This is a genomic window from Rhizobium sp. Leaf341 (assembly GCF_001424325.1).
Taxonomy (GTDB): Bacteria; Pseudomonadota; Alphaproteobacteria; order Rhizobiales; family Rhizobiaceae; genus Ferranicluibacter.
In genome coordinates this window covers 70,380-89,385 of the sequence record NZ_LMPE01000005.1, presented here as the reverse complement: position 1 = coordinate 89,385, position 19,006 = coordinate 70,380, and the positions used below count along the sequence as shown (strand labels likewise).

20 protein-coding genes are annotated in these 19,006 nt (G+C 65.8%); 10 read left to right on the top strand and 10 right to left on the bottom strand.

Features of this window, described 5'->3' with window-relative positions; genetic code table 11:
- Window positions 1–8 precede the first annotated feature (8 nt).
- Window positions 9–974, top strand: coding sequence for an esterase-like activity of phytase family protein (locus ASG03_RS07585; protein ID WP_443216591.1), 966 nt, complete (start codon window positions 9–11; stop codon window positions 972–974).
- Between the two features lie 138 nt (window positions 975–1,112).
- Here the strand turns inward: ASG03_RS07585 and ASG03_RS07580 are convergent, their stop codons facing one another.
- Window positions 1,113–1,754, bottom strand: a complete 642-nt coding sequence (locus ASG03_RS07580) for a VUT family protein (RefSeq protein WP_062693154.1) — start codon at window positions 1,752–1,754, stop codon at window positions 1,113–1,115.
- Between the two features lie 156 nt (window positions 1,755–1,910).
- Window positions 1,911–2,207: a 50S ribosomal protein L28 gene (rpmB, locus tag ASG03_RS07575; protein ID WP_062474881.1), complete on the bottom strand. Its 297-nt coding sequence runs from the start codon at window positions 2,205–2,207 to the stop codon at window positions 1,911–1,913.
- Window positions 2,208–2,496: 289 nt separating this feature from the next.
- Between rpmB and ASG03_RS07570 the strand changes: the two genes are divergently transcribed.
- Together ASG03_RS07570 and yddG are read left to right on the top strand one after the other, a co-directional pair.
- The gene (locus ASG03_RS07570; RefSeq protein ID WP_062474876.1) at window positions 2,497–3,276 is read left to right on the top strand and encodes a DUF3108 domain-containing protein; all 780 of its coding nucleotides are present in this window, start codon (window positions 2,497–2,499) and stop codon (window positions 3,274–3,276) included.
- 101 nt (window positions 3,277–3,377) lie between these two features.
- The gene (gene yddG / locus ASG03_RS07565; RefSeq protein WP_062474874.1) at window positions 3,378–4,286 is read left to right on the top strand and encodes an aromatic amino acid exporter YddG; all 909 of its coding nucleotides are present in this window, start codon (window positions 3,378–3,380) and stop codon (window positions 4,284–4,286) included.
- On the opposite strand, the gene ASG03_RS07560 is transcribed toward yddG, so the two are convergent.
- Together ASG03_RS07560 and gloB are read right to left on the bottom strand one after the other, a co-directional pair.
- Window positions 4,271–4,729, bottom strand: coding sequence for a cupin domain-containing protein (locus ASG03_RS07560; RefSeq protein WP_062693153.1), 459 nt, complete (start codon window positions 4,727–4,729; stop codon window positions 4,271–4,273). The genes yddG and ASG03_RS07560 overlap by 16 nt on opposite strands.
- The gene (gene gloB / locus ASG03_RS07555) at window positions 4,729–5,499 is read right to left on the bottom strand and encodes a hydroxyacylglutathione hydrolase (protein ID WP_062474868.1); all 771 of its coding nucleotides are present in this window, start codon (window positions 5,497–5,499) and stop codon (window positions 4,729–4,731) included. The genes ASG03_RS07560 and gloB overlap by 1 nt, the downstream gene beginning before the upstream one ends.
- A 163-nt stretch (window positions 5,500–5,662) precedes the next feature.
- Between gloB and ASG03_RS07550 the strand changes: the two genes are divergently transcribed.
- From ASG03_RS07550 to ASG03_RS07540, 3 genes are all read left to right on the top strand, one after another.
- Window positions 5,663–6,418 (top strand): class I SAM-dependent methyltransferase, encoded by a 756-nt coding sequence (locus tag ASG03_RS07550; protein ID WP_062475742.1) that lies wholly within the window; start codon window positions 5,663–5,665, stop codon window positions 6,416–6,418.
- A 102-nt stretch (window positions 6,419–6,520) separates the two neighbouring features.
- The gene (gene hisC / locus ASG03_RS07545) at window positions 6,521–7,627 is read left to right on the top strand and encodes a histidinol-phosphate transaminase (RefSeq protein WP_062693152.1); all 1,107 of its coding nucleotides are present in this window, start codon (window positions 6,521–6,523) and stop codon (window positions 7,625–7,627) included.
- Between the two features lie 7 nt (window positions 7,628–7,634).
- Window positions 7,635–8,561, top strand: a complete 927-nt coding sequence (locus tag ASG03_RS07540; RefSeq protein WP_062693151.1) for a prephenate/arogenate dehydrogenase family protein — start codon at window positions 7,635–7,637, stop codon at window positions 8,559–8,561.
- A 130-nt stretch (window positions 8,562–8,691) separates the two neighbouring features.
- On the opposite strand, the gene ASG03_RS07535 is transcribed toward ASG03_RS07540, so the two are convergent.
- Window positions 8,692–9,693: a DUF2125 domain-containing protein gene (locus ASG03_RS07535; protein ID WP_062693150.1), complete on the bottom strand. Its 1,002-nt coding sequence runs from the start codon at window positions 9,691–9,693 to the stop codon at window positions 8,692–8,694.
- A 322-nt stretch (window positions 9,694–10,015) separates the two neighbouring features.
- On the opposite strand from ASG03_RS07535, the gene ASG03_RS07530 reads away from it, so the two are divergent.
- Window positions 10,016–10,573: a gamma-glutamylcyclotransferase gene (locus ASG03_RS07530; RefSeq protein WP_062693149.1), complete on the top strand. Its 558-nt coding sequence runs from the start codon at window positions 10,016–10,018 to the stop codon at window positions 10,571–10,573.
- Window positions 10,574–10,581: 8 nt separating this feature from the next.
- On the opposite strand, the gene ASG03_RS07525 is transcribed toward ASG03_RS07530, so the two are convergent.
- From ASG03_RS07525 to ftsE, 4 genes are all read right to left on the bottom strand, one after another.
- Window positions 10,582–11,373 carry a lysophospholipid acyltransferase family protein gene (locus ASG03_RS07525; RefSeq protein ID WP_062474852.1) on the bottom strand — a complete coding sequence of 264 codons (792 nt, stop codon included), beginning with the start codon at window positions 11,371–11,373 and terminating at the stop codon, window positions 10,582–10,584.
- A 110-nt stretch (window positions 11,374–11,483) separates the two neighbouring features.
- Window positions 11,484–12,203 carry a YdcF family protein gene (locus ASG03_RS07520; protein WP_082475614.1) on the bottom strand — a complete coding sequence of 240 codons (720 nt, stop codon included), beginning with the start codon at window positions 12,201–12,203 and terminating at the stop codon, window positions 11,484–11,486.
- Window positions 12,204–12,362: 159 nt separating this feature from the next.
- Window positions 12,363–13,313 carry a cell division protein FtsX gene (locus ASG03_RS07515; RefSeq protein ID WP_062693148.1) on the bottom strand — a complete coding sequence of 317 codons (951 nt, stop codon included), beginning with the start codon at window positions 13,311–13,313 and terminating at the stop codon, window positions 12,363–12,365.
- Window positions 13,314–13,404: 91 nt separating this feature from the next.
- Window positions 13,405–14,064 (bottom strand): cell division ATP-binding protein FtsE, encoded by a 660-nt coding sequence (ftsE, locus tag ASG03_RS07510; protein ID WP_062595674.1) that lies wholly within the window; start codon window positions 14,062–14,064, stop codon window positions 13,405–13,407.
- Between the two features lie 242 nt (window positions 14,065–14,306).
- Between ftsE and ASG03_RS07505 the strand changes: the two genes are divergently transcribed.
- From ASG03_RS07505 to ASG03_RS07495, 3 genes are all read left to right on the top strand, one after another.
- A complete protein-coding gene (locus tag ASG03_RS07505; RefSeq protein WP_062693147.1) occupies window positions 14,307–14,933 on the top strand; it encodes a hypothetical protein in 627 nt (208 codons plus the stop codon).
- 61 nt (window positions 14,934–14,994) lie between these two features.
- Window positions 14,995–15,546 (top strand): hypoxanthine phosphoribosyltransferase, encoded by a 552-nt coding sequence (gene hpt, locus ASG03_RS07500; RefSeq protein WP_062693146.1) that lies wholly within the window; start codon window positions 14,995–14,997, stop codon window positions 15,544–15,546.
- A gap of 91 nt (window positions 15,547–15,637) precedes the next feature.
- Window positions 15,638–15,997, top strand: coding sequence for a response regulator (locus ASG03_RS07495; protein WP_062474841.1), 360 nt, complete (start codon window positions 15,638–15,640; stop codon window positions 15,995–15,997).
- An 81-nt stretch (window positions 15,998–16,078) separates the two neighbouring features.
- Here ASG03_RS07495 and ASG03_RS07490 read toward each other — a convergent pair whose 3' ends face one another.
- Entirely contained in the window at window positions 16,079–18,826 is a 2,748-nt protein-coding gene (locus ASG03_RS07490) for a TIGR02302 family protein (protein WP_062693145.1), read from the bottom strand.
- Window positions 18,827–19,006 lie beyond the last annotated feature (180 nt).

Below are 19,006 nucleotides of genomic sequence, written 5' to 3'. Positions count from 1 at the left end.
TCCCGCCCGTGCAGGCTGCCGACCGGAAGCTCGAACCCGAGCGGGCCGAAACGGCGGCGATGACGATCTTTGCCAAGACGATCGAAACCTTCCGGTTCGGCTCCGATCAGACCATCTTCGGAAAGCTACAGTTTGTCGGCGGTCTCGATCTCACCTCCGACAATGCCCTTTTCGGCGCCTTTTCCTCGATCCGATTTCGCCCGGATGGCGAGCACTTCGTGGGCGTCCTCGATACCGCACACTGGCTCGAAGGTCGTATCGAGCGGGATGCCGGCGGTCGGCTTTCAGGGCTTGCCGACGTTACCGTCACCTCGATGACGGATCGTCGCGGCCGTGCGGAAAGTGCGAAAGCCCGCATGGATTCCGAAGGACTGGCGCTGCGTGACGGCGAGGTGCTTGTCAGCTTCGAAGGCGACGCGCGGGTGGATATCTATCCCGACCCCGGCTTTGCGCAGTCCCGTCCGCTCCGAACCCTGCCGATCCTCATTCCCAAGGGACGGTTGAAGAACAACAGAAGCCTCGAGATGGTCGCGGTGTCGCCGAAGGCGAGCCCGCTTGCCGGCGCGCCCGTCATCGTGGCCGAGCTCTCGTTCGACAAGGATGACCATCTTCTGGCGGCCGTACTCGAAGGTCCTCGCAAGGGCGTGTTCGGGGTGGTGCAGAAGGATCCCTTCGCCGTGACGGACGGGGCCTTCCTGCCGAACGGCGATCTTCTGCTGCTCGAACGTCGGTTCAGCTTCGCCACCGGGCTCGGCATGGAAATCCGCCGCATCAAGGGTGACGACATCCGCCCGGGCGCGGTGGTCGATGGCGAGGTGCTGATGGCGGCCGATCTTGGCTACCAGATCGACAATATGGAAGGTCTTGATGTGGTGACGCGACCGAATGGCGACATCCACCTCATCCTCGTGTCCGACGACAACCACTCGATCCTCGAGCGCTCGCTGATGCTGGAGTTCAAGCTTCTGCCGTGACGGGTAGGGGATGTGCGTTGGCGATGCCGCGCCCGCCCCCTATGCCCTTCGCTCCGCACGGAGCGAGCGTGTTGCTTTGTAAGCGGGGAGACGGTCGCGGCGCGGCAGCGTTTCTAGCGGCGGCTGCAGGGCAAACGTTCAGACGCGCGCGCCCGGCGCGCCCGGCATCGGCTTCAGCACCGTCATCAAGGCGCCGTAAGGCAGAAGGAGGACGAGGCCGACGAGGATCTTCACGCTGAGATCGCCGAGGGCCCAGGAGATCCAGCGGGGAGCTTCGGTCGCAAGGACGCCGAAGATCGGGGACATCTCCAGCGCGAACGGGTCGTTCGGGCCGATGAAGGCGAAGATCGGGGCGAAGGCGAGGGAGAAGAAGATCGCCGTGTCGAGGGCCGAGCCGAACAGCGAGCCAGCGAGCGGCGCGCGCCACCAGCGTTGACGGCGCAGGCGATTGAACACGGAAATGTCCAGAAGCTGCCCGAGCAGGAAAGCGGAGCCCGATGCGACGGCGATGCGGGGCGTGGCCACCGCGATGGAGATCACCACGGCCACCGCAAAACCGCAGATCACGACACGGCGTGCGATCCGCGGACCGAACTGGCGGTTCGTGAGGTCCGTGACGAGAAAGGCGGCGGGATAGGTGAAGGCGCCCCAGGTGAGAAGGTCGCCCAGCTGCATGCCGGCAATGGAGCCGGGCAGGGGAAACTGCACGAGGACATTCGAGGCGACGACCACAAGGGTCATCAAGGCGACGTAGAGGGCGAACAGGCGTGCGTTCAGCATTTTTTTATCCTGGGTGATGCCACCAGTTGGAGGAAGGGACCGGCTGCCCGAACGGCGGCAGATCCTATGACGGGTTGGTTCCCAACAGAAAGCGCGCAAGGAAAAGGCCCGCCGATGAAGGCAGGCCAATATCCGAATGACGCTCGGTCGGGCCGATCAGGCGGCGACGGCTTCCGCGGTCTTCTTGACGATCTGGCGGCGCAGCAGACGGGCGCGCATCGACAGGTCGGTTTCGCTGGCCTTGAGCAGGAACGCGTCGAGACCGCCGCGATGCTCGACCGTGCGGAGAGCCGCTGCGGAAACGCGCAGACGGAAACGCTGGTTGAGCGAGTCCGAGATCAGCGTGACCTGGCACAGGTTCGGCAGGAACCGGCGCTTGGTCTTGTTGTTCGCGTGGCTCACATTGTTGCCCGACTGGACGCCCTTGCCGGTCAATTCGCAACTACGGGACATGGAATCACCTATTTCTTTTCGCCTGCGTTCAATGCGTTCGCGGGCCACAAGCCCAGGCAGCATTCCCACCGGTCAGGATTGGAAAGTTGCGGTTCTATAGTCAGCAGCGCGGCGCGCGTCAAGCCAAAACACTGGATTTTCCCGCCAAGGCGGGCAAGATCGGGGTGCGGCGGTGGAAAAGTCGCGGCCACGGTGACGCGTGGAGGCCGAATAGCACGGGCGTAGAAATGCCGCAAACGCTGCCTATCTCTCCTTCTTTCTCCCGATCTCTTTCGGAAAGGTGGACGGCATGGTCCTGCGTGTCGGTCTTGCGGCTCTCGCCGCAATGTCCCTGGTGACGGTTCCCTCGAATGCGGCGCGCCCGGCGGATGTCGTGCACGACACCGATTACACGATTTCACTGGCCGGCCTGCCGATTGCCAGGGCGTCCTTCCATACGAAGATGGAAGATCGCCGCTACACGATTTCGGGGACGCTGAATTCGGCCGGCCTCGCCGACATCCTGTCGAGTACGAGCGGGCGCACGGAAGTGTCCGGCACGATCGAGAGCGACAAGCTCGTCGCCAGCGACTACTCGGTCCGGTATCAGACGGGCAAGAAGGCACGCGCGATCGACATTGCTTTCGACAAGGGCAATGTGACCTCCGCGATCCTGACCCCGCAGCGCAAGAAGCCGCCGAAGAACTGGGTGCCGGTGACCAAGGAAGACATGCGGGGCGTGGTCGATCCGCTGTCGGGCCTGATCTTCCCGGCCGGCAGCAAGGTGTGCCCCAAGACGCTGCCCGTGTTCGACGGCGAATCGCGCATGGATCTGAAGCTGAGCGCCAAGGGGACGAAGCCCTTCAAGACCGACGGCTTCAGCGGCGACGTCATCGTCTGCGGCGTCCAGTTCGTGCCGAAATCGGGCTATCGCAAGGGGCGTGCCGACGTCGATTACCTGCGCAAGCTCGACAGCATGGAGATCTGGTTTGCAAAGTCCGACGCCGTCCAGGTATATGCACCTGTCTACGTCCGCATCCCGACGAAATACGGGCCTGTGACCGTCTGGGCCACGCGGTTCAAGGGGTGATCCGCCCGGCATCATCCGCATCGCGGCGCGTCACGCGGTGCCGGCGCGCGGGAGAGGGCGACCGACGCAGGCAGGGCAGGAGCGGCTAGGAGCGCGGGCAGATGCAGACCAGGGCGACATTGATCGGCTTCACCGCAATCCTCATGTGGGCGCTTCTGGCCCTTTTCACCGCCGCGTCTGGTACGATGCCGCCCTTCCAGCTTTCGGCGATCTGCTTTGCCATCGGCAGCCTTCCCGGTCTTGCCGTGCTGGCGCTCCGGCCGGAGCGCATCGCCCTGCTTCGCCAGCCCGCAAAGGTGTGGATCGTCGGCATTGCCGGGCTGTTCGGCTATCACGCGCTCTATTTCACGGCGCTTCGCAATGCCCCGGCCGTCGAGGCCGGGCTGATCGCCTATCTCTGGCCGCTGCTGATCGTCGTCGGTTCGGCGCTGCTGCCGGGCGAGCGGCTGCGGTGGCATCATGTGGCGGGTGCGCTCTGCGGCCTCGCGGGCACGGCGATGATCGTTGCGCGCAACGGCGTCGCCTTCGACAGCGCCTATACGCTCGGATATGGCGCCGCCCTCGCCTGCGCCTTCACCTGGGCGATCTATTCCCTGCTGACCCGGCGGTTCGAGGCGGTTTCCACGGATGTCGTTACCGGCTTCTGTCTTGCGACCTCGATCCTGTCGTTCTTCTGCCATCTCGCGCTCGAGACCACGGTCTGGCCGGATACGGGGACGCAATGGCTGGCCGTTGCCGGGCTCGGGCTCCTGCCGGTCGGGGCCGCCTTCTACGCATGGGATCATGGCGTCAAGAACGGCAACATCCAGCTGCTCGGCGTCGCCAGCTATTCGGCCCCGGTGCTTTCGACGTTGACCCTCATCCTGTTCGGCTTTGCCGAGCCGTCCCTGGGCATCGCCATCGCCTGCCTGCTCGTGACCGGCGGGGCGGTGCTGGCGGCGCGCGACGTCATCTTCTCGTCGCGCAAGGCCGAGCCCGTGTCGACAGACCGGGTTCAGTCGGCTGTGTGAGCCGCTTGCGGCGGCTCCCATCCGGGCGGCGCCATCTCGAAGACGCTGAAGTCGAAGCCGGGGGCGACGGTGCAGCCGACGAGGGTCCAGGCCCCGCGAGACTCGGCCGATTGCCAGATCCCCGCGGGAACGATGCCCTGCGGACGTTCTCCCGCCTCCAGATCTGTGCCGAGCACGATGGTCGAGGCAGGCGCGTCCGGTGCCGCCAGGCGAAGCGTCAGGGCCGCACCGGCGTAATGATGCCAGACTTCGGCGGCATCGCGCACGCGATGCCAGTGCGACCGTTCGCCGGCCTCAAGCAGATAGTAGATCGCCGTCGAATGGCCCCGCGTGCCGCCCGCTTCATCGCGAAAGGTCTCGGCATACCAGCCGCCCTCCGGATGCCGCGTCATGCCGAGCGCCGCGACGATCGCACGGGCATCCAGGGCGCCCTGAGCGGCCATCAGAAATGGTCCTTGCGCTTGCGGATCTCGGCAAAGACCTCGCCGTCGCTGGCCGAGACCATCTCCAGATGGGCGCGGATGCCGGGATCGTTCGGGCGCAGGAAGGGATTGGTGCGTTTTTCCACGCCGAGGCTCGTCGGCGCGGTCCAGCCGCCGCGTTCGCGCAGGGCCTCGATCTCGGCGGCGCGCGTCTTCAGTTCGGCATTGTCGGGATCGACCGTCACGGCGAAGCGGGCGTTCGACAGGGTATATTCGTGGCCGAAATAGACCTGCGTATCGTCCGGCAGCGCCATGAGCTTCTGGAGGGAAGCCCACATGTCGGCCGGAGTGCCTTCGAACAGGCGGCCGCAGCCGAGCGCGAACAGCGTGTCGGCCGCAAACAGAAGGCGATCTTCCGGCAGGTGGTAGCAGATATGGCCGGCGGTGTGGCCGGGCGTGCCGATCACATGGACCTTGTGGCCGGCAAAGGTGAAATCGCCGCCGTCGCCAATGGTCATGTCGATGCCGGGAATGCGCGAGGCCTCGCGATCCGGCCCGATGATCGTCGCGTCGTAGCGCGTCTTCAGGGCGAGGTTCGCCTCCACGTGGTCGTTGTGGTGGTGCGTGGTGAAGATGTGCGTCAGCGTCCACCCTCGTCGCTCCAGCGCGTCGAGGATCGGCTGCTCCTCCGGCGCGTCGATCGAGGCCGTCTCGCCGGTTTCGGGATCGTGGAGGAGGACGCCGAAATTGTCGGTGCGGCAAAGGAACAGGTCGAGGTCGAGCGCTGGCATGGTGAAGTCCTCGGAGGGCTGGGGCTGGGGCTGCGGCTGAGGCTGGAACAGGCGTTGTCCTCAGAATGTAAAGGCACCGCCGGCGAAGTCCAGCGATGGCGGCGGTCGCGAATTTCGGCGGCGCCCGGTTTCCTTTCGGCGGGCTGCGCACTACCCTCTGCGGATGCACGCCGATATCGTCGATCTTCGCCAGTTCTATCATTCGCGGCTCGGACGCTTTACCGAACCGGTGATCTCCATGGCGCTCGCCTCCATCTGGGCGCGCCTGCCGGAAGAGCGGCTTGTGGGGCTCGGCTACGTCCTGCCCTATCTCGAGCGTTTCCGGGCCGATACGGAGCGCACCTTCGCCTTCATGCCGGCGGGGCAGGGGGCCGTGAACTGGCCGGTCGGCGAGCTGTCGTCCACGGCTCTGGTCTTCGACGAGGAACTGCCGCTTCCCGACAGCTCGATCGACCGGATTCTCATGGTCCACGCGCTGGAGTTCGCCGAAAATCCGCGCGAGACGATGAAGGAGCTGTGGCGGGTGCTTGCGCCCGGCGGCCGCCTCGTCATCGTGGTGCCCAACCGGCAGGGCGTCTGGGCGCGCATGGACCATACGCCGTTCGGCTCCGGCCGGCCCTATTCCCGCGGACAGCTGACGGCGCTCCTGCGGGAAACGAATTTCACTCCGGGCGCCTCCTGCGAGGCGCTGTTCTTTCCGCCCTCGACGGTCAAGACCGTGCTGAAGCTCGGACGGGCGTTCGAGAGGATCGGGCGGGCGCTCTGGCCCATGTTCTCGGGCGTCATCATCGTGGAGGCGCAGAAACGGCTCTATCAGGGGCTGCCGGTCGCGGCGCGCGCATCCCGCCGCGTGTTCGTGCCCGTGCTGGCGCCGCAGGGCGTCCCGACGGCACGCGACGGCCAATCGCCGACGCGGTGAACCGAGGTCGGCCGCTGAACCTCTTCGCCCTCCGGCCCCTCGACAAGGCGGCGATGGACCGGTAATGGCAGAGCCATCCGTGATACCAGCGAAAGCCAGACCATGAGCTCTCTTCCGAACGCTCCGACACCGCGCCCCGGCATTCTCGACATCGCCGCCTATGTGCCGGGCAAGGAACACGCACCGGGCGTGGCCAAGGTCTACAAGCTTTCCTCCAACGAAACGCCGCTCGGCGCGAGCCCCAGGTCGATCGAGGCCTTTCGCCAGGCCGCCGGGCAGCTGGAACGCTACCCGGACGGGCAGGCGCTCGAGCTTCGACATGCGATTGCCGATGTCTATGCTCTCAATCCCGCAAACCTGATGTGCGGCAACGGGTCGGACGAGCTGCTGGGGTTGCTCGCCCACACCTATCTCGCGCCGGGCGACGAGGCCATCATCACCGAGCACGGCTTTCTCGTCTACAAGATCCAGATCATGGCGGCCGGCGGCACGCCGGTGACGGTCAAGGAGCGGGACTGCCGCGTCGACGTGGATGCGATCCTTGCCGCGGTGACCGACAAGACGAAGCTGGTCTTCCTCGCCAATCCCGCCAATCCCACCGGCACCTTCGTCCCCGTCGAGGATGTGCGTCGCCTGCAGGCGGGCCTGCCGAAGCATGTGCTTCTCGTGCTCGATGCCGCCTATGCGGAATATGTCCGGCGCAACGACTACGAGGCCGGCATCGAACTGGTGTCGTCCAACCAGAACGTGGTGATGACGCGGACCTTCTCCAAGATCTACGGTCTGGCGGCCCTGCGCATCGGCTGGATCTATGCGCCGGCCGCCATCATCGATGCGCTGAACCGCAGCCGCGGACCATTCAACCTCAACGCGCCGGCGATCGCCGCCGGAGCCGCCGCCATGCGCGACACGGCGTTCACCGCCGCTGCCATCGATTTCAATGCCGAATGGGTGGGCAGGGTGACGGAAGCGCTGACGGCGCTGGGTCTTGAGGTCACGCCCTCGGTTGCCAATTTCGTGCTCATCCACTTCCCGGAGGTCGACGGCAAGCGGGCGGCGGATGCGGATGCGTTCCTGACCAGCCGCGGCTTCATCCTGCGCGCGGTTCGCGGCTACGGTTTCCCGAATGCGTTGCGTCTGACGATCGGCACGCCGGAGGCCAATGAGGGCGTCCTTGCGGCGCTCTCGGAATTCCTTCGGAAAGACTGAGACCGACATGGCAAAGCTTTTCGACAAGGTCGCGCTGATCGGCATCGGCCTCATCGGTTCCTCCATCGCGCGGGAGATCCGCGACAAGGGGCTTGCGACCTCGGTCACGATTTCGACGCGCAGTCCCGGGACACTGGCGCGGGCGGAAGTCCTTGGTCTCGGCGAGCGCTATGTCCTGTCGCCGGGCGAAGCGGTGGAGGATGCCGATCTCGTCATCGTCTCCGTCCCGGTCGGGGCATCGGGTGCTGTCGCGCAGGCGATCGCGCCGCACCTGAAGGCCGGGGCGATCGTGACGGATGTGGGCTCCACCAAGAGTTCCGTCATCGCGCAGATGACGCCGCATCTGCCGGACACGGTCCATTTCATTCCCGGCCATCCGATTGCGGGAACGGAATATTCCGGCCCGGACGCAGGTTTCGTCGGTCTGTTCAGAAGCCGCTGGTGCATCCTGACGCCACCGCCCGGAACGGACGAGCTCGCCAAGGCACGCCTACGGGCCTTCTGGGAAGCGCTCGGCTCGGATGTCGAGGAGATGGACCCCGAACACCACGACAAGGTGCTCGCCATCGTCTCCCATCTGCCGCATATCATCGCCTACAACATCGTCGGCACGGCAGACGATCTCGAGACGGTCACCGAATCAGAGGTCATCAAGTATTCGGCCTCCGGCTTTCGCGACTTTACGCGTCTGGCTGCCTCGGACCCGACGATGTGGCGCGACGTCTGCCTGCACAACAAGGATGCGATCCTTGAAATGCTGTCGCGGTTTTCGGAAGATCTTGCCTATCTGCAGCGGGCGATCCGCTGGGGCGACGGCGACAAGCTGTTCGACCTCTTCACCCGCACCCGGGCGATCCGTCGTTCCATCATCCAGGCCGGCCAGGATACCGACATGGTCGATTTCGGCCGCCATGCGCTGGACGCCAAGTCCTAGCGGCCCCGTGGCGAAAGCGGGGTCGCGTTCCCGCACGCCGCGCGCGTCTCCGCCCGTACCGGGCCTGAAGCGTTTTTGTCTTGATGCACGTCGTTCCCCGGAACCGCTGCACACTTTCGGGCGACATGCATCAGAGCTGTGGAAGAACGCCGATCGGGATGAAGGCCAGGAAGGCGGTGCCGTCACGCACGTTGAGCGTGACGGTGGTGTCGTTGCCGCCCGCCGCAAGCGCCGTGAGCATGTTGGCCGCGTTGTCGAGCATGTTCTCGCTGTCGGGAAAGGCCTGAGCGAGCGCCGTGCGCCAGGCCGCGACATCCCGCATCTTGACCTTGAAGGCGCCGGAGATCAGACCCTGATCATCCACCGTAAACGGACCGCTGGCGGTCGTGACCATGCCATTGCCGAGATCGATCGTCAGGTTGCGGACGTCTCCCGCACTGTTGCGCAGGGCATGGCGCGACAGGCCGCCACGGTCGAGCACGGTGGCGCGATCCTTGACGGTCAGATCGATCGCGGCGTTCATCAGCGGCAGCAGGCTGGTGCCATTGTGCGGTTTCAGGTCGAGCCCGGTGATCGAAAGGGCCGCGTCGAGATCGCTCTCGTTCTGGCGCAGATGCAGTTCGGTATGGCTCGTGGCAAAGGCGAGCGCGTCCTCGCCGAGCGTCGGCACCAGGGTTCCGGCCAGGCGATCGGAGACGATCGACGTGCGGCTGAGGCCGGACAGCGTCGCCTGGATGCTGGCCTTCAGCGTCTGCCAGTCCATGGATGTGGTGATGCCCGGGGAAAAGCGCAGTTCGGCCGGACCATCCATCTCGATCACGGCATGGCCGGGCCAGTAGACCTGCGCGGCCGACCGGAGCGCGCCGGCGGCGCCGGACGCGCCAAGCTTGGTGTCATCGACCTTCACGGCGTCGCAGAACAGCCCGATGCGGAAGGGGAAGCCACGCACGGTCAGCCCATCGCACTGTGCGCTGGCGCTGCCGGACCGGCTGGTGAGAACGCTCGCAAGCCGGGTCTCGATCTGGTGGGCCGCCAGGAACCAGATGCCGCTGTAGACCGCCAGGAAGATGACGATGCCGATGCCGAGACGCCGGATCCGTGTGCTCGCGGCGGGCGGTTCTGTCTGAGTCATGCGGGTCTCCGGTCGGCGGTCTGGATGCTGGCAGGGCGGTGCGTCAACCGGCGCTCGTCATGTGCGACACCTTCGGCCGCGTTCGCGTCGTCGGGGTCTTCTACTGCATTCCACCGCGAACCGGAATGCTTCGAGGAAAATAGCGCAGAACGCCCGGCCCCCCGCCGGGAGACCATCGTCCGGGGGTGTCGGCGTGATGAAAAAGCCGCTCGGGACGTCGCCAATCGTTTTGCTTTCGGGCATTTTGCAGTAGGAGGGCGGAACCGGCCGCCGGGGCCAGGCTTTCGGTGACGGGATTCCCTTTCTTGTGACGGATCTTGCGATGATGACGGACATGCGTGGCATCTCGGACGACATCTGGGTGTTCGGCTACGGCTCGCTGATGTGGAACCCCGGCTTTGCCTTCGTCGAGCAGACCCGGGCGCGTGTTTTCGGCTATCGCCGCGCCCTCTGCGTGCGCTCCCAGGTTCACCGCGGCACGGCGGACCGACCGGGCCTCGTTCTCGGCCTGGATCGCGGAGGATCGTGTCTCGGCATGGCGTTCCGCATCGCCGGAGGTGACCGGGAGGCGGTCATTGCCTATCTGCGCGAGCGCGAGCTGGTAACCCATGTCTACAAGGAGCGCCTGGTGCCGCTGCGGCTGGCCGACGGGCGGACGGTGACGGCGCTCGCCTATGTCATCGACCGGGCACATCTGCAATATGCGGGCGCCCTCCAGGCCGACGAGGCAGCGCTGATCGTCGCACAGGCGCGCGGCCGATCCGGCGAAAATGTCGATTACGTCATGAACACGCTCGATCATCTCCGCGCGATGGGCATTCGCGATCACTGGCTGGAAGAGGTCGGCCGCGGCGTGCAGACACTGCTCGCCAAGCGCTGACGGGTCTCTTAGGGCACGGTGACGCCGAGCTCTGACAAACGCGTACGCGCGCTCTCCGGCAGAGGCAGATGCGGGTTTGCCCGGACGGTTTCGACCAGCAGCTCGTCGCTTGCCGTTTCCGTGACGGCAATCAACGTCTTGAGAAAGGTGTCGCTGTCGAGGCCCGGGCCGATCGGGGGGAGGATGCGGACCTTGAAATGGCCGGGGAAGCGCAGCGTCGTGCTGCGCGGCCAGAACAGGCCGGGATGCATCGCGACGGGCACGACGGGCACCTGCAGGTCGCGATAGAGGCGGGCGATCCCGTATTTGTAGTCGGGCGGCGCGCCCGGCGCCCTGCGGGTGCCTTCGGGGTAGATGATCAGTTGCCGGCCGGTCGCGATCTCGGCCTTGGCGCGCTGCATGACGGCCGCCATCGCCCGGCCGCGGGCACTGCGATCGACCGGGACCATGCGCTGCTTGGCCACATACCAGCCGAACAGCGGAATGCGCATCAACTCGCGCTTGAGGATGAAGAACGGGTCGGACAGCCAGGGCAGCAGCGCATAGACATCCCAGAAGGACTGATGCTTGGGCGCAAGAATGTAGACGCCGTCCTTCGGGATATTGTCGAGCCCCTCGATTTCGAAGGTCGTTCCGACGATCACCCGCATCAGCCAGTGATTGCTGCGGGCCCAGTTCTTCGGCACGAACCAGGATGTCTTCCGCGAGACCAGAAAATAGACGGGCGTCAGCACAATCATGCGCAGAATGAGGTTGGCATAGAAGGCGACGTTGAACAGGACCGAGCGGAGGCGAATCATGGGCGGCTTTCGAAAAGCGGGCGGCAGACGGGATCGAGCATGCCGTCCGGGTGCCTACACGAATTCCGGCGCGACGAAAACCGGGATCTCGCGGGTGCCTGCCGGCCGCGCTATTGCCCGGTCTGGGCCCGCTCGGTTCGCAGTCCGCTATCCGTCGGGGTGCCCAACAGATCCCGCAGCGATGCGACCGTCAGCTTGGCGTATTCGGACAGGATCGATTTCAGAACCATGGGATTGGCGATCCAGTTCGTGCTTTTCAGGTCGGAGTTCACCACGGGGTAGGGTACGAAGGTGATGCCGGGATTGGCGCGGCGCAGCTCGAGAAGACTGCGCGGCATGTGGTAATTGTTGGTGACGACGAGGATGCTCTTGTAGCCGTTGTCGCGGATCCAGTTTGCCGTTTCATGGGCATTGCCGATCGTGTCGATCGCATCATAGCCGATATCGACGCAGCAGCGGAACAGATCGGCCGAACTCTGGGTGTTGCGGCGGATCTGGCTGCTGGTGGTGGTGGGGTGGACCCCGGAGATCAAAAGGCGCTGTCCAGCCCCGGCCTTCAACAGGTCGACGGCCTGGTCGATGCGCTGGAACCCGCCCGTCAGGACGACGATGGCATCGGCCTTTGGGCTGGTCGGCGGCTGGAGCGAGGCGACCTGATCGGCGAAGTAGAGCAGGCTTGCCGTGGCGCAGCCAGCCACGACCAGCAGGACATAGAAGGTCAGGCGCGCGAGCTGTCGGCGGAAGCTGACATGCCGACGCGTCCGCCGCGCAAAACCTTTGCGCTCGGTGTCGCCGGATGTCTCCGCGTCGGAAGGCTCGTCCGCCATCATGATGTTCTTCCACCGTTGCGCCGGATGCCTGCGACCCGGTGCGACAGATGTTGCGATGTCTCGAAACCGGTGAACCTGCTTTGCGCCTTAACGATGGCCCGCGCGGGCAGCGACCGCGAAAGCGTGACCAAAGAAGGGAAGGGCGTGCGCTTCGACATGTCAGGCGTTCGGGATGAGATCGGCCCGGGCCGGGTCGGAGCGGATGCGATCGATTTCATAGATCGTGCGCATGACCGTGAACCGCGCCGTCAGCGTCGTCAAAAGGGCGATGACGAGCATGATGGCGGCGATGCCGAGATAGCCGGTGTAGCCGATGGTGAAGGTACCGAAGAGGGCCGTCGCCTGGTCGCTTTGCGGCGTGGCGAGCGAGCGCGACTGCCACCAGCCGGCCGCCGCGAAGGAGAGGGCGGCGAGGAGCCCGCCGGCGCCGGCGCCCTTGAAGCTGATCTTCAGGAAGTGCTTCTGGAATTCGGAGGCGACGAAGCTTGCCTCCGCGCCGACGAAGTGCAGCACCTCGACGATGTGGCGATTGCCCGACAGCGTGCCGCGCGTGGCGAAGATGACGGTCAGGACCATGGCGGAGAAGACGAGCGTCAGAACGCCGGTTCCGATCAGCGCCGTCGTGTGCGCCATCGCCACCAGCCGGTCCACCCAGGTCCGGTGGTCGTCGAGCGTCGCCTGCGGGATCTCGCCGGTCAGACGCGCCCGCATGCCGGCGAAATCCGGCGGGTTGCGTTCATCGATGGTGATGATCACGAGGCGCGGCACGGGCAGTTCGTCGATATCGAGCCCCTCTCCGAGCCAGGGCTCCAGCAGGCGCGCGGTCGCGGTGCGGTCGACGATGCTGCCGTCGACGGTGCCGTCGAAGGTCAGAGCGATGTCGCGCGCGTCGCGCAGGGCCTTCTCCATGTCGAGCCCTTCCTCGGGCCGGATCTGGATCGTCACCTCGCGCGAGATCTCGCTCTGCCAGCTCTCGGCCGTGGCCCGCACCATGGAGACCGCGCCGAGCGTCAGGCAGGCGAGAAAGGACATGATGGCGATCACCAGCATCAGCGCGTTGCCGGACACGTTGACCGGAGGCACGATGGGGGCGGTCGGCCGGACGCGCATGGGGGCCTTGCGCCCGTCCGTCTCCGGTGCTGCGTGAACCGGGCCGCCTTTGCCGCGGCTGGGTGTCGCGCGGGACGATGTCTTGCGGGCGTCAGTCATAGATGTCGAGCCGCCCCTGGGACAGGATCATGCGACGCGCCTCCACCTGGTCCATCAGCGAGAGATCGTGCGTGGCGATGACGACGGCCGTGCCGAGGCGGTTGAGCTCCATGAACAGATTGAGAAGACGGCGGGCCATCGGCGGATCGACATTGCCCGTCGGCTCGTCGGCAAGCAGGATTTCCGGCCGGTCGATCAGGGCACGGGCAATGGCGGCCCGCTGCTTTTCCCCGCCCGAGAGCACCGGCGGCAGGACGTTGATCCGTTCGCCGAGGCCGACCCAGCCGAGCAGTTCCAGCACGTCCGAGCGATAGGATGATTCGTCCTTGCCGCGCACGCGCAGCGGCAGGGCAACGTTTTCGTAGGTGGTCAGGTGGTCGAGCAGGCGAAAATCCTGAAAGACGATGCCGACGCGCCGGCGCAGCATGGGTAGTTCGTCGCGCGGGATGGAGGCGATGTTGCGATCAAACATCCGAATCAACCCGCGCGTCGGCTGCAGCGACAGGAACAGAAGGCGCAGCAGCGTCGTCTTGCCTGCGCCGGACGGGCCGGTCAGGAACTGGAAGGACTTGCGCGGGATATCGAAGGTCAGGTCGCGGAGAATTTCCGGTCCCATGCCGTAACGCAATCCGACGTTTTCGAAATGAATCAACTTCCAGCCTCTGAGATGGACGCTCTACCGCCGAGTGCGGGCGCGATCCGGCCAGCATGGTTAAACAGTGGTTAATTTCCCTTTAACCTCGCAGGCAAAAACGTCGCTTTAAGGGCCGACAGACGCGCGCAGGCTGCAGCTTTCGGTCCTCGGTTGCGTTACCACTTCCTTAACCCTTCGGCTTTACCTTTCGGAAAGGATTTCGCGCGTCGCCGTGCGAGCCCCTTTCGGAAGGACGATGCATGACCGGCTTTTCAGGCGCTTCGCGCAGGATCGATCTTCTCCCCCCGGAACGAGCCCGTCCGGCGCGGCCTGCATCACGGGTGTTGCACCCGGTCGATGTCGTCGATGCCGTTTTCGAGGTCGTGCCCTTCTCGCGGTCGCCCGCCCCGCGTGCGACGCCGCCCTTATCGACGCCGAGACAGGCTCCCGAGCGTCGGGCCGGGCCCGTCGCGCTGGCGGAGCGCACCCTGCAACGGATTTCCCCCCGCCGTTTCGCCGGCCTGACGATGGCGGTCTGCGTCGCTGCTTTTGCTCTGGCAACCGCGCTGGTCCCGACCAAGCCCCAGGCAGCGCCGGCGCTCGGCTTCGGCGATGTCCGCACCGAATTGCAGGATGCCGCCGGCCTGAAGGTCGTCGCCGTCTATGGCACGGTGGTCAACCCGACGTCCGTCGCACGCGCCGTCCCGGCCATCCGCGTCGATGTCGCCGCCTCCGGGCGACGGATGACGGCCGAGGGGCAGCTTGCCGGCGACCGTCTGCTTGCACCGGGCGAGAGCCGCGCCTTCTCCGCACGGCTGCCACATGCCGGTGGTTCGGCGCCGATCGTGCAAATTTCCTTTGGCCCGACGGGTGCTTCGCCCCGCTGACTGTGCTAACGCCAAGCCTTGAAGGGCGCCGGACGGCGTCCCGTCGCCTGGAGCCACTGCCATGCCCGTCGTTCGCGGAAAGATGATCGAGACGCTGTTTTCACCGGACGTGATTGCCACACGCAACACGGAGATGGCGGCCGACATCGTCAAGGGCCGCACCGACGACCTGCTGGTCATCTCCGTGCTCAAGGGCTCCTTCATCTTCGCAGCCGACCTTATCCGGGCCATGCATCATGCGGGCCTTGCGCCGGAAGTCGAGTTCATCACCCTGTCGAGCTACGGCACGGGCACGGTCTCGCGCGGGGTGAAGATCATCAAGGACATCGACAGCGACCCCCGTGGCCGCGACGTCCTGCTGATCGACGACATTCTCGAATCGGGGCGGACGCTCCGCTTCGCACGCGACCTGATGCTGGAACGGGGCGCGAAGTCGGTCTCGATCGCCGTTCTCCTCGACAAGAAGGTCAAGCGCGAGATCGACTTCGAAGCGGATTTCGTCGGTTTCGAATGCCCCGACTACTTTGTCGTCGGTTACGGCATGGACGTCGCCTACGCCTTCCGCGAACTGCCCTTCGTCGGCGTGGTCACCGGGGATGCCGACAAAATCTGATGCCGGCCTCTTGCGAGAAGAGGTTTGCCGGTCTTTACGGTTTTCAAAGAAAACTCTGCGCTTGTGGGCGTCCGAACCGTAGGAGGCCATGATGGCAAAGATCCTGATCACCGAGGATGAAGACTCCCTGCGCCGCTTCGTCGCGCGCGCCTTGCAGATGGACGGGCACGATGTCGTGCAGGCGGGCGATGGCGCGGAGGGGCTGGAGCATCTGCATGGTGCCACCTTCGACCTGCTGCTTTCCGACATCCGCATGCCCGTCATGGACGGCATCGCGCTTGCCCATGAAGCGGCGGCGGCCTTTCCCGGACTGAAGATCCTGTTGATGACCGGTTACGCCGAACAGCGCGAGCGCGCCGACGACCTTGCCGGAAAGATCGTCGACGTCGTTGCCAAGCCCTTCAGCCTGCCCGATATCCGCAAGGCGGTCGCCGTGGCTCTGGCGGCGTAAGGCTGTCGAGAACGCGGGCGTCGAGGGCCTGATTGTCCGTCGGGCGCGCCCCCGTGACGCGGGACGCGCGCTGCTCTGATATTACCGGATGTCCAGCAACCGCTCCAGATACTGCCGTTCCACCTCGGGCGAGACGTTGTTCCCGAGCCGGCGACGGATCTCGTCGAGGATTTCGCGCGCGCGCTGGGTGTCGATCTCGTCGGGCACCTTCACCTGATCTCCGAAGTCGGGTCCGGCATTCTGCTGGCGGCGGCCAAGGGGGTCGCGGCCGTTCTGTCCATATTGCGGGATGCCCTGGCCGGGGCCCTGTCCTTGACCTTGGCCCTGGCTCATCTGGTTCATCATGTCCTGCGCACCCTCGCGCAGGGCCTGCAGTGCACGGCCCTGGCTGCCGACCGCCTGTTCGCCCTGGCCCTGGCCGAGCTGGCCCGATGCGCCCTTCATCTCGCGCCCTGCCTGGCCGAAACCCTTGCCGGGCTTGATGCCCATGCCTTCAAGCCCCTTCTGAAGCTCGCCGAGCTGCTTTTCGAGCGCCTGCTGCTGTCCCTGGAGATCCTTCAGGGCCTGACGCAGCTGCTCCTCCGTCATCTGCTCGGTCGGATCGCCGCCCTGCTGCTCACCCTGCTGCTGCTGGCCCTGTTGCTGGCCCTGCTGCTGGTTGGGGTCTCCCGGCGGTTGTTCGAACAGATTCTCGTCCATCATCGGATCGCCCATCTGCATGCGGTTGCGCAGGGCCTGGTCGTGCTTGAACGTCTGCTCCATCAGTCGCTGCTGCTCCTGCATCAGCTGCCCGAGCTTGTCCATCTGCTGGCGCATCGCGCTGTTGTCCTGGCCCTGCTGCATGTCCTGCGGCCTGCGGCCGGCCTGCAGGTTGTTCATCATCCGCTGCATCTCCGACAGCATCTGGCGGGCCTGATCCTTCGACCCGGATTTGGCGAGGTTCTCGATCTGGTCCATCATCTTGTCCAGATCCTTGCTGCTCAGCATGTTCTCCATATTGGGCCGGGCGGCCGTCTGGGGGTTCTTCATCGCCTGTTCGGCAAGCGCCTGCATGAACTGCTTCATCGCCTCCCGCAGCTCCTGCATGGCCTTGGCGATCTCCTCGTCCGAGGCATTGCGCTCCAAGGCATCCGACAGCTTCTGCTGGGCCTCGCGCAGATTGCGTTCGGCCAGCGACAGGTTGCCGTCCTCGATGCCGAGCGCGACCTCCCAGAGATAGTCGGCGGTGCCGCGCATCGACTCTTCGTCGCGGGCCAGCGTCATGCGGCCCTTGGCGGATTGCAGCAGGAGAAAATGGGTGAGGTTGGGAATGTTGTCTTCCGGGCGGATGTTCAGCGCATCGTTGAGTTCGATCGCGCGTGGCAGGTCCCGGCTGTTCAGCGCCATGACCTGGCGCTCCTCGGCAACCGCGCCAGCCAGCGGTTCATAGAAGCGGCGGGCGGGCAGGATCATCTCCTGCGGGGCGCTGCGCCCCTCCTGGCCGGCGGCATCGCGCGCGACGAGCGTGATGCGGACGCGCTTGCCGGCGAGCGGATGTTCCGACAGGTTGCGGCTTGCCGTCGCCTTGGCGTCCTTTGCATTGCGGCGCGGCAGGTCGAGCCGATATTCGGGGGCAGGGTAGAGCGGCGTTGCCTCGACGGGTGGCGCCTCCGCCGGGACGATCTCCGCGAAAGCCTCGCTCAGCCCGTAATCGTCCTTGGCGATGAAGGGGATCTCCAGTGCGGCATTGACCGTGGCGCGCGGCGTCCCGTCGAAGGCGATCTCGGGCACGGCGTCGGGAATGACGGCAAACTGCCATGTCTGCGTGCCGACCGTCAGCGTGCCGTCGCGGGTGATCTTGTAAAGATGCGTGCTGTTGCCGGGAGGCGTCGGGGCCGCGCTGTCCGTCGCCGTCGTCTCGCCTGCAGGCGGAGACGGGGGAGAGACCGGGCTGGCAACCGTGCTTGCAGCCTTGTCCGCACCCGCCTCTTGCGGCTTTTGCGGCGGGATCGGCACGGCCGTGGTGGCGCCCGTGTCGAGGAAGGTGACGGCCGTGTCCGGGGCGGATGCCGCGCTGGTCACGCGAACGGTCACGTCGCTGAACTGCGGGATGCGGAGCACGCTTGCCTCCGCGGGCGCGCCTGCGGCATCGGCCTGGTCTGCCCGTCCCGTCAGGAACACGGGCGCGCGGCCTGTATAGGTGGGGGGCGTTACCCAGGCGTCGATGCGCACATCCGGCGCGGCGACGATGGTGTCGGGCAGGCGGAACGCATCCGAGAGCGTCCCGGCGCGGTTGGAATACGAATAGGCAAAGGCGACGGTCACGAGCAGAACCGGCAACGCACGCAGGCCGAACCCGTCATGGCGGGCGATATCGGGGCGCGGCAGCCCCGTTTCGAGCGCGCCGATCATCCGGGCCATGCGTGTCTGGTGTTCGCGCCACAGCGCCTCACCGAAAGCGCCGCCGGTGGCCGGCTTGTCGTCCTGCACGCCGATCGCCTGGTGCGGCAGCGCATTGCGCTCTTCCAGCAGGCGATCGGCCTCGTGCATATCGGGCAGGCGGATGCGGAAGACCGGGACGAGGGCAGCCATGAAGGCAAGCGCAAAGGTCAGCAGCAAACCGGCGTGAACGAGCGGCGGCACCGTGCGGAACAGGCCGAACCAGGCAGCGGAAAGGAAGAGAAAGGCGATGCCCAGCGGGAGGAGCGCGCGAGGCGCCAGCCGCTCGGCAACGAGAACCGCGCGGGCGAAGCCGCGCTTGCGGGCGAGCGTCTGCGTCATGCCTGTCTTCATCCTGCCGGAGACGCCGTTTTTGCCGACCGGTCGTTCCTGTCGCCGGAATTCTGCCATCCGCACCGTCCTGTTTCTGCCCTTACACCGCAGCGCACGCGAATCCTGCGCCCGCCGATGTGCTTACGGGCGCGAGGATACCATTGTTTGTGGCGAAGACGAGGGCGAGAACGCAATCGTGAACGTGGCGTCCTCCGGCGAAACCACGTCCGACGGTCTTGACCTTCCCGCACAGACGGA

Excerpts from the sequence above, each read along its gene's own strand:
- ASG03_RS07580 (WP_062693154.1), bottom strand. The coding sequence starts at position 1,754 with ATGCTGAACGCACGCCTGTTCGCCCTCTACGTCGCCTTGATGACCCTT.
- rpmB (WP_062474881.1), bottom strand. The coding sequence starts at position 2,207 with ATGTCCCGTAGTTGCGAATTGACCGGCAAGGGCGTCCAGTCGGGCAAC.
- ASG03_RS07570 (WP_062474876.1), top strand. The coding sequence starts at position 2,497 with ATGGTCCTGCGTGTCGGTCTTGCGGCTCTCGCCGCAATGTCCCTGGTG.
- yddG (WP_062474874.1), top strand. The coding sequence starts at position 3,378 with ATGCAGACCAGGGCGACATTGATCGGCTTCACCGCAATCCTCATGTGG.
- ASG03_RS07560 (WP_062693153.1), bottom strand. The coding sequence starts at position 4,729 with ATGGCCGCTCAGGGCGCCCTGGATGCCCGTGCGATCGTCGCGGCGCTC.
- gloB (WP_062474868.1), bottom strand. The coding sequence starts at position 5,499 with ATGCCAGCGCTCGACCTCGACCTGTTCCTTTGCCGCACCGACAATTTC.
- ASG03_RS07550 (WP_062475742.1), top strand. The coding sequence starts at position 5,663 with ATGCACGCCGATATCGTCGATCTTCGCCAGTTCTATCATTCGCGGCTC.
- hisC (WP_062693152.1), top strand. The coding sequence starts at position 6,521 with ATGAGCTCTCTTCCGAACGCTCCGACACCGCGCCCCGGCATTCTCGAC.
- ASG03_RS07540 (WP_062693151.1), top strand. The coding sequence starts at position 7,635 with ATGGCAAAGCTTTTCGACAAGGTCGCGCTGATCGGCATCGGCCTCATC.
- ASG03_RS07535 (WP_062693150.1), bottom strand. The coding sequence starts at position 9,693 with ATGACTCAGACAGAACCGCCCGCCGCGAGCACACGGATCCGGCGTCTC.
- ASG03_RS07530 (WP_062693149.1), top strand. The coding sequence starts at position 10,016 with ATGATGACGGACATGCGTGGCATCTCGGACGACATCTGGGTGTTCGGC.
- ASG03_RS07525 (WP_062474852.1), bottom strand. The coding sequence starts at position 11,373 with ATGATTCGCCTCCGCTCGGTCCTGTTCAACGTCGCCTTCTATGCCAAC.
- ASG03_RS07520 (WP_082475614.1), bottom strand. The coding sequence starts at position 12,203 with ATGATGGCGGACGAGCCTTCCGACGCGGAGACATCCGGCGACACCGAG.
- ASG03_RS07515 (WP_062693148.1), bottom strand. The coding sequence starts at position 13,313 with ATGCGCGTCCGGCCGACCGCCCCCATCGTGCCTCCGGTCAACGTGTCC.
- ASG03_RS07505 (WP_062693147.1), top strand. The coding sequence starts at position 14,307 with ATGACCGGCTTTTCAGGCGCTTCGCGCAGGATCGATCTTCTCCCCCCG.
- hpt (WP_062693146.1), top strand. The coding sequence starts at position 14,995 with ATGCCCGTCGTTCGCGGAAAGATGATCGAGACGCTGTTTTCACCGGAC.
- ASG03_RS07495 (WP_062474841.1), top strand. The coding sequence starts at position 15,638 with ATGGCAAAGATCCTGATCACCGAGGATGAAGACTCCCTGCGCCGCTTC.
- ASG03_RS07490 (WP_062693145.1), bottom strand. The coding sequence starts at position 18,826 with ATGGCAGAATTCCGGCGACAGGAACGACCGGTCGGCAAAAACGGCGTC.